The organism is Streptomyces sp. NPDC038280 (assembly GCF_055600045.1).
The window spans coordinates 476069-491379 of record NZ_JBVJYZ010000001.1 but is presented as its reverse complement, the minus strand read 5'-3'; the positions used below and the strand labels follow the sequence as shown (position 1 = coordinate 491379).

At 72.2% G+C, this 15311-nt stretch carries 13 protein-coding genes; 8 read left to right on the top strand and 5 right to left on the bottom strand.

Annotated features, from left to right (window positions below; all coding sequences use genetic code 11):
• Nucleotides 1-14 precede the first annotated feature (14 nt).
• Together ACZ7J0_RS02160 and ACZ7J0_RS02155 are read left to right on the top strand one after the other, a co-directional pair.
• A complete protein-coding gene (locus tag ACZ7J0_RS02160; RefSeq protein WP_470883114.1) occupies nt 15-551 on the top strand; it encodes an isochorismatase family protein in 537 nt (178 codons plus the stop codon).
• Nucleotides 548-934: a (2Fe-2S) ferredoxin domain-containing protein gene (locus ACZ7J0_RS02155; protein WP_470883113.1), complete on the top strand. Its 387-nt coding sequence runs from the start codon at nt 548-550 to the stop codon at nt 932-934. The genes ACZ7J0_RS02160 and ACZ7J0_RS02155 overlap by 4 nt, the downstream gene beginning before the upstream one ends.
• 143 nt (nt 935-1077) lie before the next feature.
• On the opposite strand, the gene fdhD is transcribed toward ACZ7J0_RS02155, so the two are convergent.
• Genes fdhD through ACZ7J0_RS02130 form a run of 5 tightly spaced genes read right to left on the bottom strand, consistent with a single transcriptional unit; the run spans nt 1078 to nt 8037 of the window.
• Nucleotides 1078-1926 carry a formate dehydrogenase accessory sulfurtransferase FdhD gene (fdhD, locus tag ACZ7J0_RS02150; RefSeq protein WP_470883111.1) on the bottom strand — a complete coding sequence of 283 codons (849 nt, stop codon included), beginning with the start codon at nt 1924-1926 and terminating at the stop codon, nt 1078-1080.
• A 5-nt stretch (nt 1927-1931) separates the two neighbouring features.
• Nucleotides 1932-2792, bottom strand: a complete 861-nt coding sequence (locus ACZ7J0_RS02145; RefSeq protein ID WP_470883109.1) for a 2Fe-2S iron-sulfur cluster-binding protein — start codon at nt 2790-2792, stop codon at nt 1932-1934.
• Nucleotides 2789-5077: an NADH-ubiquinone oxidoreductase-F iron-sulfur binding region domain-containing protein gene (locus tag ACZ7J0_RS02140; protein WP_470883107.1), complete on the bottom strand. Its 2289-nt coding sequence runs from the start codon at nt 5075-5077 to the stop codon at nt 2789-2791. Before ACZ7J0_RS02140 ends, ACZ7J0_RS02145 begins: the two co-directional genes overlap by 4 nt.
• 6 nt (nt 5078-5083) lie before the next feature.
• Nucleotides 5084-7054 (bottom strand): molybdopterin oxidoreductase family protein, encoded by a 1971-nt coding sequence (locus ACZ7J0_RS02135; protein ID WP_470883106.1) that lies wholly within the window; start codon nt 7052-7054, stop codon nt 5084-5086.
• On the bottom strand, nt 7051-8037 hold the full coding sequence (locus ACZ7J0_RS02130) for a 2-dehydropantoate 2-reductase (protein WP_470883104.1): 987 nt from the start codon (nt 8035-8037) through the stop codon (nt 7051-7053). Before ACZ7J0_RS02130 ends, ACZ7J0_RS02135 begins: the two co-directional genes overlap by 4 nt.
• 284 nt (nt 8038-8321) lie before the next feature.
• Between ACZ7J0_RS02130 and ACZ7J0_RS02125 the strand changes: the two genes are divergently transcribed.
• From ACZ7J0_RS02125 to ACZ7J0_RS02100, 6 genes are all read left to right on the top strand, one after another.
• Complete coding sequence (locus tag ACZ7J0_RS02125) at nt 8322-9269, top strand: beta-ketoacyl-ACP synthase III (protein WP_470883102.1); 948 nt, start codon at nt 8322-8324, stop codon at nt 9267-9269.
• 128 nt (nt 9270-9397) lie between these two features.
• Entirely contained in the window at nt 9398-10075 is a 678-nt protein-coding gene (locus tag ACZ7J0_RS02120; protein WP_470883100.1) for a GntR family transcriptional regulator, read from the top strand.
• A gap of 170 nt (nt 10076-10245) precedes the next feature.
• Nucleotides 10246-11427, top strand: a complete 1182-nt coding sequence (locus tag ACZ7J0_RS02115; RefSeq protein WP_470883098.1) for an ROK family transcriptional regulator — start codon at nt 10246-10248, stop codon at nt 11425-11427.
• Nucleotides 11428-11646: 219 nt separating this feature from the next.
• Nucleotides 11647-13137, top strand: coding sequence for a sugar ABC transporter ATP-binding protein (locus ACZ7J0_RS02110; protein WP_470883096.1), 1491 nt, complete (start codon nt 11647-11649; stop codon nt 13135-13137).
• A complete protein-coding gene (locus ACZ7J0_RS02105) occupies nt 13134-14165 on the top strand; it encodes an ABC transporter permease (protein ID WP_470883094.1) in 1032 nt (343 codons plus the stop codon). Before ACZ7J0_RS02110 ends, ACZ7J0_RS02105 begins: the two co-directional genes overlap by 4 nt.
• Nucleotides 14166-14220: 55 nt before the next feature.
• Nucleotides 14221-15258: a substrate-binding domain-containing protein gene (locus tag ACZ7J0_RS02100; protein ID WP_470883092.1), complete on the top strand. Its 1038-nt coding sequence runs from the start codon at nt 14221-14223 to the stop codon at nt 15256-15258.
• Nucleotides 15259-15311: the final 53 nt, after the last annotated feature.

Below are 15311 nucleotides of genomic sequence, written 5' to 3'. Positions count from 1 at the left end.
CATAGGGTGGCGCCATGCCCGTAGACGCCCCGCCCGTACTCGATCCCGCCCACACCGCGCTCGTCCTCGTCGACCTGATGGAGCGCATCGTCGCCCTGCCGCTCGCCCCGCGCAGCGGGGACGACGTCGTCGCCACCGCGACCCGGCTGGCCGGACGGTTCCGCGACGCCGGTGCGCCCGTCGTCCTCGTCCGGGTGGAGCGGCCGAACGTCGGCAAACAACCGCCCGGCAGCGGGCTCGTCCCCGAACTCGCGCACGACGGCGACCTCGTGGTCGTCAAGCGCACCATCGGCGGATTCCAGGACACGGGCCTGCACGAACTGCTCGCCGAACGCGGCGTCACCACCTTGGTGTTCGGGGGGATCGCCACCAACCTCGGCGTGGAGTCCACCGCCAGGGCCGCGGCCGACCTCGGCTACGACCTGGTCTTCGCCGCGGACGCGATGGCCGCCTTCACCGCCGAGGAGCACCAGGCGTCCGTGACGCTCGACTTCCCGCGCCTGGGAACCGTCGCACCGGCCTCGGCGATCACGCTGGGCCGCCCCGCATGACCCGCACCTGGATACGCCCCGGGGCCGCGCGCCCCTGCTCGCTCGTCGTCTGCCGGGGCTGCTGCTGCGGCGACGCCCGTAAGCACCCCGGCACCGACCACGCCGGCCAGCTGGCCAGGCTCCGCCAGGCAGCCGCGGCCTCGGGCGGACGGCTCGCGGTCCGTACGAGCGACTGCCTCGGCCCCTGTGGCCAGGCGAACGTCGTCGTCGTCCAGCCCTCCACGGAGGGCCGCCGCCGCGGCGCCCGCGCCGCCTGGATCGGCTTCACCCTCGACGACGACGTCCTCGACGACATCCTGGCGTGGACGGAGGCGGGCGGCCCCGGGATCGCCGAGCCCCCGGCCACCCTCAGCCTCCAGATGATCGACCCGCCCCGGCCGTAGCGCGGGCCGGGTCCGGCCACCGGCCCCGCACGCGTCCGGGCGCGGCGCCGGCCGGCGCAGGGGGCGCTCCCCGCCGGCCGGCCCGCTCCCCACCTACGCCCCGACGGGCGTGGGGGCCCTCACCCGTGAGCGGGCGGGTACCGTCAGGCCCTGGAGGGTGCGGCCTCCAACGCGATCCGGTGCTCACTCGCGTACACGTTCATGTCCCGGCCGCGCAGAAAGCCGACCAGCGTCAGACCCGTCTCGGCGGCCAGGTCGACCGCCAGCGACGACGGAGCCGACACCGCCGCCAGTACCGGGATCCCCGCCATCACCGCCTTCTGCGCGAGCTCGAACGACGCCCGGCCGGACACCAGCAGGACCGCCCGGTCCAGCGGCAGCAGATCCTCCCGCAGGGCCCGCCCGACCAGCTTGTCCACGGCGTTGTGCCGGCCGACGTCCTCCCGTATGTCGAGCAGCTCGCCCGCCTCGGAGAACAGCGCGGCCGCGTGCAGACCCCCGGTCCGGTCGAAGACCCGCTGCGCCGCCCGCAGCCGGTCGGGGAGGCCGGCGAGCAGCGCGGGCGTGACCCGGACCGGGGGAGCGTCGGCGATCGGGAAGCGCGTGGTGGTGCGTACGGCGTCGAGGCTGGCCTTGCCGCACAGCCCGCACGACGACGTCGTGTAGACGTTCCGCTCCAGGGTGATGTCGGGGACGACGACATCCGGCGCGAGCTGCACATCGACCACGTTGTACGTGTTCGATCCGTCCACCGTGGCGCCGGCGCAGTAGACGATGTTCCGCACGTCCGAGGCGGCACCGAGGACGCCCTCGCTGACCAGGAACCCCGCCGCGAGCGCGAAGTCGTCGCCCGGCGTCCGCATGGTGATCGCCAGGGGTTTGCCGTTCAGCCGGATCTCCAGCGGCTCCTCGGCGACGAGCGTGTCGGGGCGAGTGGTGACCGCCCCGTCGCGGATCCGGATGACGCGCCGTCGCTCGGTGACCCGTCCCATGGTGGCTACACCCGATTCTGTACGTGTTGGAAGCCGAAACGGCCCTTGATGCAGAGGTTGCCGTGGGTCACCGGGTTGTCGTGCGGCGAGGTGACCTTGACGATCTCATTGTCCTGCACGTGCAGGGTGAGGTTGCAGCCGACGCCGCAGTAGGCGCACACCGTGGTCGTCTCTGTCTGCGCCGCCTCGTCCCAGGTGCCCTCGGCCCGCATGTCGAACTCGCTCTTGAAGCTCAGCGCCCCGGTGGGGCAGACCTCGATGCAGTTTCCGCAGTACACGCACGCGGAGTCGGTGAGCGGGGCGTCGTGTTCGACGGCGATCCGCGCGTCGAAGCCGCGGCCCGCCACCGCGATGGCGAAGGTGTTCTGCCACTGGTCGCCGCAGGCGTCGACGCACTTGTAGCAGAGGATGCACTTGTCGTAGTCGCGTACGTACAGGTCGTTGTCGACCCTCGGCTCCTCGGCGACACGCGCCGCGTCCGGGCCGAAGCGCTCGGGCTTCGCCTCGTACTCCTTGATCCAGTCGGCGACCTTCGGGGTGGTCGACAGATCGACGGACGAGGCGAGCAGTTCGAGGACGATCCTGCGGCTGTGGCGGGCCCGTTCGGTGTCCGTACGGACGGTCATCCCGGCCTCCGCGCGGCGCGAGCACGCCGGGGCGAGGGTCCGGGCGCCCTCCACCTCCACCACGCACACCCGGCACGCGTTCTTCGGGGTGAGCGTGTCGCCCTGGCAGAGCGTCGGGATGTCCTTGCCCGCCTCCCGGCACGCATCGAGGATCGTGGCGCCCTCCGGGACGCGTACCCGCGTGTCGTCCAGGGTGAACTCGAGGAGCCGGCGCGGCGGTCCGAGCGGTACGGAGGTCATTCGAAGGCTCCCAGACGGTCGATGGCGGACTCGACGGCGTTCCACGCGGTCTGCCCCAGACCGCAGATCGAGGCGTCGCGCATGGTCCGGCCGACCTCGCGCAGCAGGGCGATGTCGTCGGCGGCGGCCGCGCCCCTGCGGTCCTGGATGCGGTGCAGCGCCTCCTCCTGGCGGACCGTGCCGACCCGGCAGGGCACGCACTGGCCGCACGACTCGTCTCGGAAGAACTCCGCGATGCGGAGCAGGACACGGGGCAGTTCGGCGGTGTCGTCCAAGGCGAGGACCACGCCGGAGCCGAGGGTCGTACCGGCGGCGCGCGTGCCCTCGAAGGTGAGCGGGATGTCCAGCTCGTCGGGGCGTACGAAGCCGCCGGCGGCGCCGCCGAGGAGCACGGCGCGCAGCCCGTCCGGGGGGCCGGCCAGCGCGAGCAGCTCACGCAGGGTGTCCCCGAAGGGCAGTTCGTACACACCGGGGCGCGCCACATTGCCGGACACGCAGAAGAGTTTGGTCTCCGTCGCGGCGAAGGCCTCGGCGCCCCTGGTCAGGATGGGCAGGACATTGACGAGGGTCTCCACGTTGTTGGCCGCGGTCGGCTTGCCGAAGAGGCCCTTCTCCACCGGGAAGGGCGGCTTGGAGCGCGGCTCTCCGCGGTGGCCCTCGATGGAGTTGAACAGCGCGGTCTCCTCGCCGCAGATGTACGCGCCCGCGCCGCGCCGGATCTCGATGTCGAAGGCGTAGCCCTGCCCGAGGATGTCGTCACCGAGCAGACCGCGGGCCCGGGCCTGGACGAGGGCGTGCTCCAGGCGTTCCAGCGCGCGGGGGTACTCGCCCCGGACGTAGAGATAGCCGCGGTGCGCCCCGACCGCGTACCCCGCGATCGTCATCGCCTCGACCAGCGCGAACGGGTCACCCTCCATGACCACCCGGTCCTTGAACGTCCCCGGTTCCGACTCGTCCGCGTTGCACACGACATAGCGGGGGTGGTCGGGCTGGGCGGCCGTCGCCTGCCACTTGCGTCCGGTGGGGAAGGCGGCGCCCCCACGTCCGACGAGCCCGGAGTCCGTCACCTCCCGGATCACTCCGGCGGCGCCGATCGCGAAGGCCCGGCGCAGGGCGGCGTATCCGCCGTGCGCCCGGTAGTCGTCCAGGCTGGAGGGATCGACGACCCCGACCCGGCCGAGCAGCGTCAGCCCCTCCTCGCCCGCCTGCGGCACGGCCATCCGCGCCCCCGGCTCCGGGGCCGCGTCCTCAGGCGCCCGGACGACCCCCACCAACTCCTCGACCCGGGCCGGCGCGACGACCCGCGCGAGCCGAACCCGGCCCGCCCGCCCCCCACCATTCGCGGCGGCGGCACTCACCCGGGCGCCCCGGCTCTGGACGGCGGCTTCCATGACTCCGGCCCGGCGCCCGTCGGCGGTGGGGGCGTCGGGGGCGGCGGCGCTCACGGGGCCTTCGCCGGGGGGCGGGGCCGCGGCCCCGGCCCGCGGCCCGGACGCGGGTCGGGCGTGGGACACCGCGCGCCCGTCCGGCCCGGGGGCGGGGCTGGTCCGGGTGCCGGGCACCCGCACGGCGCCGGACTCGTCGTCGGCACCCGTCCCCGTATGCCGCTCATGCCCCTCCGGCTCCGCCGCAACGGCCGGAGCCCCGCCGCTCAGCGCGGCCCCCGGCCCCGCCAACGGCGCACCGGCCACCTGTGCCGCGTCCCCCAGAGCGTCGGCGCCCCCGCCCCCGGCCCCGTCCGCCCGAGCGGTATCGTCCCCCGGGCCCCCGTCGGCCCCCGCCCTCACCAGCAGCGCCGCCGGGGCCCGTTCGCACAGGCCCAGGCAGGGGCTCGGTTGCCAGACCGTGCCTTCGGAGGGCTCGCCGGGTGGGCCGAGGCGGGTCTCCAGCGCGCGGGTGAGGTCGCCCGCGCCCCTCGCCGCGCAGGCGAGGTCCGTGCAGATGTGGAGCACCTTCGCCGGGCGGGGCTTCACCGCGAACAGGGAGTAGAAGGTCGCCACCCCGTACGCCTCCGCCGGCGGGACCGTCAGGCGCCGGCACAGGTAGTCCAGGCCGCCCTCACTGATCCAGCCCACCCGGTCGTTGAGCGCGTGCAGCCCCGGCAACAGCTGGTCCCGCCGCTCGCGGGCCTCGCGTCCGCCCCGCGCCCACCGCAGATCCGTCGCCTCGCGGACGGCTCCGTCGCCGGCGGCCGTCTCCCACGCCGACGGGGGCAGCCCCAATAGCGCGTCCACCGCCGCCCGCTCGTCGTCGGTCGGCCGGCTGTCACCGAAGTGCAGATCCATCGCGCCTCAGCCCCTCGTCCCGACACGGTCGATACGGATGGCCGACGCCTTGAACTCCGCCGTCCCCGCGATCGGACAGTTCGCCTCGATCGTCAGCTGATTGGTGTCCACCTCGTCCGGAAAGTGCATCGTCATGAACGCCAGCCCCGGCCGCAGCGCCGGATCCACCCACACCGGCGCCAGCACCGACCCCCGCCGTGAGGAGACGCGGACCTCCTCGCCCACCACGACGCCGTAGCGCTCGGCGTCCTCCGGGCACAGCTCCACGTACTCGCCGCGCCGCAGGGGAGAGGCGAAACTCCCGCTCTGCACACCGGTGTTGTACGAGTCGAGCCGCCGCCCGGTCGTCAGCCGGATCGGATACTCCTCGTCCGTCGCGTCGACCGGCGGATCGTGCCTGACGATCCCGAAGGGCGCGAGCCGACCGCGCCGGGCGGGGTCCGTCTCCCACAACCGTCCGTGCAGGTAGGTCGGTTCGAGACGCTCGGTGTCCGGGCAGGGCCACTGGATGCCCTGGTGCTCCTCGAGGCGGTCGTACGTCATGCCCCAGTGGTCGGGGGAGAGCGCCCGCAGCTCGTTCCAGACGGCCTCGGCGTCCGCGTACTTCCAGTCGTGGCCGAGCCGCCCGGCGAGGTCGCAGATGATGTCGATGTCCTCCCGTGCCTCGCCCGGGGGTTCGAGCGCCTTGCGCACCCGCTGGACCCGCCGCTCGCTGTTGGTGGTGGTGCCGTCCGTCTCGCACCACGCGGCGGTCGCCGGCAGCACCACATCGGCGAACTCGGCCGTGCGGGTCAGGAAGATGTCCTGGACGACGAGGCAGTCCAGCTTCGCGAGCCGTTCCATCGCCTGCCCGCTGTCCGCCTCCGACTGGGCGGGGTTCTCACCGACGCAGTACACGGCCCGCAGCTCGCCCGAGTCCATCGCCTCGAACATCTCGGTGAGCGTGCGCCCGTACCGGGGCCGGATGGCGGCGCCCCAGAACGTCTCGAACTTCTCCCGGACGTCCGCGTCGAGGATGTCCTGGAAGCCGGGAAGCCGGTTGGGGATGGCCCCCATGTCGCCGCCGCCCTGGACGTTGTTCTGGCCCCGCAGCGGCTGCACCCCGGAGCCGTACCGCCCCACATGGCCGGTCAGCAGCGCCAGATTGATGAGCGCGCGGACGTTGTCGGTGCCGTTGTGGTGCTCGGTGATGCCGAGGGTCCAGCACAGCTGGGCGCGCTCGGCGCGGGCGTAGGCGTGGGCCAGTTCCCTGATCGCGGCCGCCGGCACGCCCGTCACCTTGGACGCGAGCGACAGCGTCCACGGCTCGACCTCGGCGGCGTACTCCTCGAAGCCCGTGGTGGCCCGCTCCACGAACGCCCGGTTGTACAGCCCGGCGTGGATGATCTCGCGTCCGACGGCGTGGGCGAGCGGAATGTCGGTGCCGACGTTCAGCCCGAGCCAGCTCTCCGCCCATTCGGCGGTCGAGGTGCGGCGGGGGTCGACGGCGTACATGCGGGCGCCGTCGCGTATGCCCTTCAGCACGTGCTGGAAGAAGATGGGGTGGGCGAAGCGGGCGTTGGAGCCCCACATCAGGATGACGTCGGTGTGCTCGATCTCCTCGTACGAGGAGGTCCCGCCGCCGGATCCGAAGACGGCGGAGAGCCCGGCGACGCTCGGCGCGTGGCAGGTCCGGTTGCAGGAGTCGACGTCATTGGTGCCCATCACCACCCGCGCGAACTTCTGCGCCACGTAGTTCATCTCGTTGGTTGCGCGGGCGCAGGAGAACATCCCGAACGCGCCCCGCGCGGCCCGGAAGCCCGCCGCGGCCCGGTCGAGGGCCTCGTCCCAGGTGGCCTGCCGCAGCGGCCCGCCCTTCTCGTCCCGTACGAGGGGGTGGGTGAGCCGCGCGTACGTCTTCGGGGTCCTTCGTGTGCCGGGGGTCCTCGTGGTCCCCGCGCTGTCGGCGGCTGCGCGGGAGCGGTTCGTCGTCTTCACGCTGCGGTCCTCACGTCTCTGATCTGTGCGGCGAGCAGGTCGGACAGGGCGTGGACCGTGCGCAGGGTCGGCACGGGGACGTCGGTGACCTCGGCCAGCTCGACGACCGCGGAGAGCAGGACGTCCAGCTCCAGCGGTTTGCCCTTCTCCAGGTCCTGGAGGGTGGAGGTGCGGTGGTCGCCGACGCGTTCGGCGCCGGCGAGGCGGCGTTCGACGGAGATGTCGGGCCGGCAGCCGAGGGCCTCGGCGACGCGCAGGGTCTCGTTCATCATCAGCTCGATGACCTGGCGTGTTCCGCCGTGCAGACACATCTGCCGCATGGTGGCCCGGGAGAGCGCGCTGATCGGGTTGAAGGAGATGTTGCCGAGGAGCTTGATCCAGATGTCCTCGCGGAGGTCGGGCTCGACGGGACACTTGAGCCCGCCGTCCCGCATGGCCCCGGCGAAGCGCAGGCACCGCTCGGAAAGCGACCGGTCCGGCTCTCCGACCGAGAACCGCGTGCCCTCCACGTGCCGGACGACACCGGGCCCTTCCAGTTCCGTGGCGGCGTACACGACGCAGCCGATCGCCCGCTCGGGGGCCAGGACGGCGCTGACCGCCCCACCGGGATCGACGCTCTCCACGCGCTGCCCGTCGTGGGGGCCGCCGTGGCGGTGGAAGTACCACCAGGGGATTCCGTTCTGCGCGGCGACCACCGCGGTGGTGCCGTGGAGCAGGGGCGCGATCAGCGGCCCGCACGCCGCGTACGAGTTGGCCTTCAGGCCGAGGAACACATAGTCGACGGGCCCGACGTGGGCGGGGTCGTCGGTGGCGTGGACCCGGGCGGTGAAGTCCCCGCGCGGGCTGAGGACCCGTACGCCGTGCTGCCTCATGGCCGCGAGATGCGGTCCACGGGCGATGAGGTGGACGTCGGCGCCCGCGCGGTCCAGCGCGGCTCCGACATAGGCGCCGATCGCACCGGCGCCGAGGACTGCGACCTTCACGAGAGGGGTCTCCGTTCGGTTGAGGGAACCGCATGGGACCGGCAGAGAGCGGGATCTCACTTTGTCGACGAAATATTGTCTACAGTATGGAAGAAGGTCCGGCAAGGGTCCTGGCAGCGGTGGCGGGCCCCGGCCCGCCAGGAGATGTCGCGGAGTCTCCAACAGGTGCTCGGGAATCTTGGTGGTTTACGCGCCCGGTTACCCATCAGTCGCTGACGACACTGGAGGGCTCATGGCGTCACAAGCCATCACGACGTCAAAGCCGATCAAAGGGGGTCCCGAGCATGACGGGCACTCGTATCGCCGCGCTCGGGCACTACCAGCCCGCCAAGGTGCTCACCAACACGGACCTGGCGGCCATGGTCGACACGAGCGACGAGTGGATCACCAGCCGCGTCGGCATCAAGACCCGGCACATCGCGGGACCGGACGAGCCGGTGGACGAGCTCGCGGCGCATGCCGGCGCCAAGGCCCTCGCCTCGGCCGGGCTCACGCCCGCCGACGTCGATCTCGTCCTGGTGGCCACGTCCACCGCGATCGACCGTTCCCCGAACACCGCGGCCCGGGTCGCCGCCCGGCTCGGGATGGCCTCGCCGGCGACGATGGACCTCAACGTCGTCTGCGCCGGGTTCACCCACGCGCTGGCCACCGCCGACCATGCCGTACGGGCGGGCTCCGCGGCCCGCGTCCTGGTCATCGGGGCCGACAAGATGGCCGACATCGTCGACTGGACCGACCGCTCCACCTGTGTGCTCGTCGGCGACGGCGCGGGCGCCGCGGTCGTCGAGGCCACCGGCCCCGACGAGGAGCCGGGAATCGGGCCGGTCCTGTGGGGTTCGGTCCCCGAGATGGGTCACGCGGTGCGCATCGAGGGCACGCCGCCGCGCTTCGCGCAGGAGGGCCAGAGCGTCTACCGCTGGGCGACCACCCAGCTGCCGCCCATCGCGCGCAAGGTCTGCGAGCGGGCCGGCCTCACGCCCGAGGATCTCGCCGCCGTGGTGCTGCACCAGGCCAATCTGCGGATTATCGAGCCCGTCGCCCAGAAGATCGGCGCCATCAACGCGATCATCGCGCGCGATGTGATCGACTCCGGCAACACCTCGGCCGCGTCGATCCCGATCGCGCTCTCGAAGCTGGTGGAGCGCGGAGAGCTCGTCTCCGGAGCGCCCGCCCTGCTGTTCGGCTTCGGCGGAAACCTCTCGTACGCCGGGCAGGTCGTCCGGGTGCCCTAGCGGACCAGGAGGCCGCGGGCCCCGGGGTCCGGCCGCTCGCGCACGTATACGCCGCCCTTGCTCTCGGTAGACTGTAGACGATAGCCAATTCCTGATTGGCATCTCCGAGGAGCAGGAGGGGGACCGCGATGTTGTCCGCAGGACTGCCGCAAGGTGCCGTGCCGAAACTGGAGCGACCGGGGCCATTGCGTGAGCGCGTGTACGAGGCGCTGCTCGAACTGATCACCACGCGCGCTCTGCGGCCCGGCCAGCACCTGGTGGAGAGCGAACTCGCCGGCCATCTCGGAGTGTCCCGTCAGCCCGTGCGCGAAGCGCTGCAGCGGCTCAACACCGAGGGATGGGTCGATCTCCGCCCGGCGCAGGGCGCGTTCGTCCACGAGCCCACCGAGGAGGAGGCGGACCAGCTGCTCTCCGTCCGTACTCTTCTGGAGGCCGAGGCCGCCCGGCTCGCCGCCGCGAACTCCAGCACCGAGGGGATCGACGTACTCGAGGAGCTCTGCGCGAAGGGTGAGCGGGCGGTGGCGGACGACGACGTCGACCTGGCCGTGGTGACCAACGCCGAGTTCCACGCCACCGTGATGCGGCTGGCCGGCAATGTCGTCCTGGCCGAGCTGGCGGCCCAGGTGGACCGCCGGGTCCGCTGGTACTACACGCCCGTCGCACGGCAGCGCGGCGAGCAGTCCTGGGTGGAGCACCGCGAGCTGATCTCCGCCATCGCCGCCCGTGACGAGCGGCGTGCCACCGAGGTCATGCGGGCGCACACCGAGCACACCCGCACGACGTACCACCAGCGCGACAAGGGCTGACGGGCGACGCCCGGGAAACGGGGAGGGGGAGGCCCGGACCAGCCTTTGTCCTGGGTGTGGAGAAAGTTGGCAGGGATTGCTGCGCAACTTCTTCCCACTCCGGGAAAGCGCTGCTACGTTCCCCTCGAAAGCCCGACGGACCATGGCTCAGGGGAGGGCGCGTGAGACGCATGACGGCTCGACCCGCCAACGCTCACCAGGCGCGACTGCTCAGGTTGCTGCGCGACGGTGGCCCCAACTCCCGTGCGCAGCTGGGTGATCAGGTCGACCTCTCGCGCTCCAAGCTCGCCGTCGAGGTCGACCGGCTCCTGGAGACCGGACTGGTCGTCGCGGACGGACTCGCCGCCTCGCGCGGCGGGCGCCGCTCGCACAACATCCGGCTCGCGCCCGAACTCCGTTTCCTGGGCGTCGACATCGGAGCCACCTCCATCGATGTCGCCGTCACCAACGCCGAGTTGGAGGTACTGGGACACCTCAACCATCCGATGGACGTACGCGAGGGCCCGGTCGCCATCTTCGAACAGGCGCTCTCGATGGCCAACAAGCTCCGCGCCTCCGGTCTCGCGGAGGAGTTCGACGGTGCCGGGGTGGGCGTCCCGGGTCCGGTCCGCTTCCCCGAGGGCATACCGGTCGCCCCGCCGATCATGCCCGGCTGGGACGGCTTCCCGGTCCGGGAGGCCCTCAGCCAGGAACTGGGCTGTCCCGTCATGGTCGACAACGACGTGAACCTGATGGCGATGGGGGAGCAGCACGCGGGCGTCGCGCGTTCCGTGGGCGACTTCCTCTGCGTCAAGATCGGCACCGGTATCGGCTGCGGGATCGTCGTCGGTGGACAGGTCTACCGCGGTACGACGGGCAGCGCCGGCGACATCGGGCACATCCAGGTCGAACCCGACGGCCGCGCCTGCGCCTGCGGCAACAAAGGCTGCCTGGAAGCCCACTTCAGCGGGGCCGCGCTCGCCCGGGACGCCGAGGACGCGGCGCGCGGCGGGCGCTCCGACGAACTCGCCACACGCCTGGCCGGGGCCGGCCGGCTCACCGCGGCCGATGTCGCCGCCGCGGCGGCCGCCGGCGACGCCACCTCCCTCGATCTCATCCGCGAGGGCGGCAACCGGGTCGGCCAGGTCATCGCCGGACTCGTCAGCTTCTTCAACCCGGGCCTCGTCGTGATCGGCGGCGGGGTCACCGGCCTCGGCCACAATCTGCTCGCCAGTGTCCGCACCCAGGTCTACCGGCAGTCCCTGCCGCTGGCCACCGGCAACCTCCCCATTGTTCTCGGGGAGTTGGGGCCCGCCGCCGGTGTGATCGGCGCGGGCCGGCTCATCAGCGACCACCTCTTCTCACCGGCCTGACCCTCTCCCACGCCGCCCCGCGCGGCGCACGCCACGCACAACCCCCCGCACCTGGCACCACCCTGCCCGCTCACGGCCGCACACCCGCCGAGGGGATTCGCCATGGCACCAGAACCACCCGCACGTCCGGGACCACCCGCGCGCCCCGAACCACCCGCGCGCCCCGAACCACCCGCACATCCGGAACCACCCGCGCGCCCCGGACCGCCCCTGCTCGCCATGTCCGGCATCACCAAGTCCTTCCCCGGTGTACGCGCCCTCGACGGCGTCGACCTTGAGGTCCAGGCGGGCGAGGTCCACTGCCTCCTCGGCCAGAACGGGGCCGGCAAGTCCACCCTCATCAAGGTCCTCGCCGGAGCCCATCAGCCCGACGGCGGCCGCATCACCTGGCGTGGCGAACCCGTCCGGCTCAGGTCGCCGATCGCCGCCATGCGGCTCGGCATCGCCACCATCTACCAGGAACTCGACCTGGTGGAGGGCCTGTCGGTCGCGGAGAACGTCCACCTCGGCCATGAGCCGACCGCCGCCGGATTCGTCGTACGCGGCCGGGCGGCGAGGGCGTCCACCTCCGCCCTGCTCAAGCGGCTCGGCCACCCCGAGATCGACCCCGCCGGGCTCGTCGGGGAACTCTCCGCCGCTCAGCGCCAGATCGTCTCCATGGCCCGCGCGCTCTCCCACGACGTGCGCCTGATCGTCATGGACGAGCCCTCCGCGGCCCTCGACCCCGACGAGGTGGACAACCTCTTCCGCATCGTCGACGGCCTCACCGCCGACGGCGTCGCCGTCGTCTACATCTCCCACCGCCTGGAGGAGATCCGCCGGATCGGCGACCGGGTGACCGTCCTCAAGGACGGACGGGCCGTCGCCGTCGGCCTTCCCGCCAAGGAGACCCCGACCCGCGACATCGTTGCCATGATGACCGGTCGGAATGTCGAGTACGTCTTTCCCGGCCGACCTGGCGAAGCCCCCCTCGCGGCCCCCGTCCTCACCGTCGAAGGGCTCACCCGCGACGGCGAGTTCGCCCCGCTCGACCTGGAGCTGCGCCCCGGCGAGATCGTCGGCCTCGCCGGACTCGTCGGCTCGGGACGCTCCGAGGTCCTGGAGACGATCTACGGAGCCCGCAAGGCCACCGCCGGACGCGTCCTCGTCGACGGGAAGGTCCTGCGGCCCGGCAGCGTCCGCTCCGCCGTCCGCGCCGGACTCGGGCTCGCGCCCGAGGAGCGCAAGGCGCAGGGCCTGCTGATGCTGGAGTCCGTCACCCGCAACGTGTCCGTGTCGTCCATGTCCCGCTTCGCCCGTGCGGGCTGGATCGACCGGAAGGCCGAACGCGACGCCGCCCGGCGGGCCACCCGCGAGCTCTCGCTGCGGCCCGACAACCCCGACGCCCGGATCCGTACCCTCTCCGGCGGCAATCAGCAGAAGGCCGTGCTCGCCCGCTGGCTGCTGCGCGGCTGCCGGGTCCTGCTCCTCGACGAGCCGACCAGGGGCGTCGACGTCGGCGCCCGGGCCGAACTCTACGCCGTGATCCGCGGGCTGGCCGACGACGGACTCGCGGTCCTGCTGGTGTCCAGCGAGGTGCCCGAAGTGCTGGGCCTCGCCGACCGGGTCCTCGTGCTCAGAGAGGGCCAGGTCGTGCACATGGCGCCCGCCGGGGAGCTGGACGAGCACCGCGTACTCGACCTCGTGATGGAAGGGAACCCGACGTCATGACGCAGCCTGCCTCTCGCGCGCAGCGGGACGCGCCGACCGTGGTCGTCAAGTCAGCGCAGAAGGACGCGGGTTGGCGCTCCCTCGGCCTGAGGGCCGACGTCCGCAACCTCTCCCTGCTCGGCGTCCTCGCCGTGCTGATCGCGGTCGGAGGCTTCACCAGGCCCGCGGAGTTCCTCGCCACCTCCAACCTGCAACTGGTCCTCACCCAGGCGTCGGTCATCGGTGTCGTCACCGTCGGCATGACCTTCGTCATCACCAGCGGCGGGATCGACCTGTCCGTCGGCGCGATCGTCGCCCTCGCCTCCGTATGGGCGACCACCGTCGCCACCCAGGAATACGGCTTCGCCGGCATCCTCTTCACCGCCGTCGTCGTGGGCCTGGCCTGCGGCCTGGTGAACGGGCTGCTCATCGCGTACGGCGGGATGGTCCCCTTCATCGCCACCCTGGCCATGCTCGCCTCCGCGCGCGGCCTCGCCCTCCAGATCACCGACGGCCGCACCCAGATCGTCACCGTCGAACCGGTCCTCGACCTCGGCGTCCCCGACGCCTATCTGCTCGGTGTCCCCCCGCTCGTCCTGGTCTTCGCCGCCGTCACCGCCGTCGGCTGGCTGCTCCTGAACCGCACCACCTTCGGACGGCGTACGGTCGCCGTCGGCGGCAACCCGGAAGCCGCGCGTCTCGCCGGTATCGACGTCCGCCGCCAGCGGCTCTACCTCTATCTGCTGTCCGGACTGTGCTGCGGCATCGCGGCCTTCCTGCTGGTCATCCTGTCCGGCTCCGGCCAGAACACCAACGGAAACCTCTACGAACTCGACGCCATCGCCGCCGCGATCATCGGCGGCACCCTCCTCAGCGGCGGCCGGGGCACCATCGTCGGCTCGGTGCTCGGCGTCCTCGTCTTCACCACCATCACCAACATCTTCGCGCTCAACAATCTGCAGAGCGACGTCCAGCAGATCGCCAAGGGCGCGATCATCGTCGCCGCCGTCCTGGTCCAGCGCCGCACCCCGCGCCACGGCGAGGCCTGACACCCCCCGCCCCCCGCCGCCCCTGCCCGCACTCCTCCCGAAGGGCCACACCGCCATGCCAGAAACCAGCCGCAGAGGACTGTTCTCCCTCACCGCCGCCGTCTCCGCCGGAGCGCTCCTCACCGCCTGCACCAGCAACGAGCCGGCGGACAAGACACCGGCCGCAGGCAGCGCGCCGGCCGCCGACGGCAAGCCCGGCACCCCCGTGACCATCGGCTTCGCCGGCCCGCAGGCCGACCACGGCTGGCTCAACGCCATCAACGAGAACGCCAAGGCACGGGCGAAGACGTACGCGGAGGTGACCCTGGAGATCACCGAGGGTTCCAATGACACCGCCGCCCAGATCGGCCAGATCCAAACCCTGATCAACAAGAAGGTCGACGTCCTGGTCATCCTGCCGGCCGACGGCAAGGCGCTCACCCAGGTCGGCCTCCAGGCCATGAAGGCCGGCATCCCCGTCATCAACCTCGACCGGGTCTTCGCCTCCCCGCAGGCCTACCGCTGCTGGATCGGCGGCGACAACTACGGCATGGGCCTCAACGCCGGCCGTTACATCGGCGAGAAGCTCAAGGACAAGCCGAACGCCAAGGTGATCGAACTCGCCGGCATGGACAGCCTGGAGCTGACCAAGCAGCGCACCCAGGGCTTCGACGACGCCCTGAAGAACTACCCCAACATCACCAAAGTGGCCCGCCAGGCCGCCGACTTCACCGTCGAGTCCGGCCAGGCCAAGATGGCCCAACTGCTCCAGGCGCAGAGCCAGTTCGACGCGCTGTGGAACCACGACGACGACCAGGGTGTCGGCGCGCTGCGCGCCATCGAGCAGGCCGGCCGCAAGGACTTCCTGATGGTCGGCGGCGCCGGCGCGAAGTCCGCCATGGACGCCATCAAGGCCGACAACAGCGTCCTCAAGGCCACCGTGCTCTACCCGCCGACGATGGCCGCGTCCGCCATCGACCTGGCGCGCGCGCTCGGCCAGAAGAAGGGCGTGGGCGGCATGGCGGAGCTGGAGATCCCGGCCTCGATCACCCTGTACTCCGCCGTCGTGACCAAGGACAACGTCGACGAGTACCTGCCCACCGGCTTCAGCTGACCGGCCCGCCCGCCCCCACCGCGCAAGGGCGCCACGGCGCACACCGAGCGGCC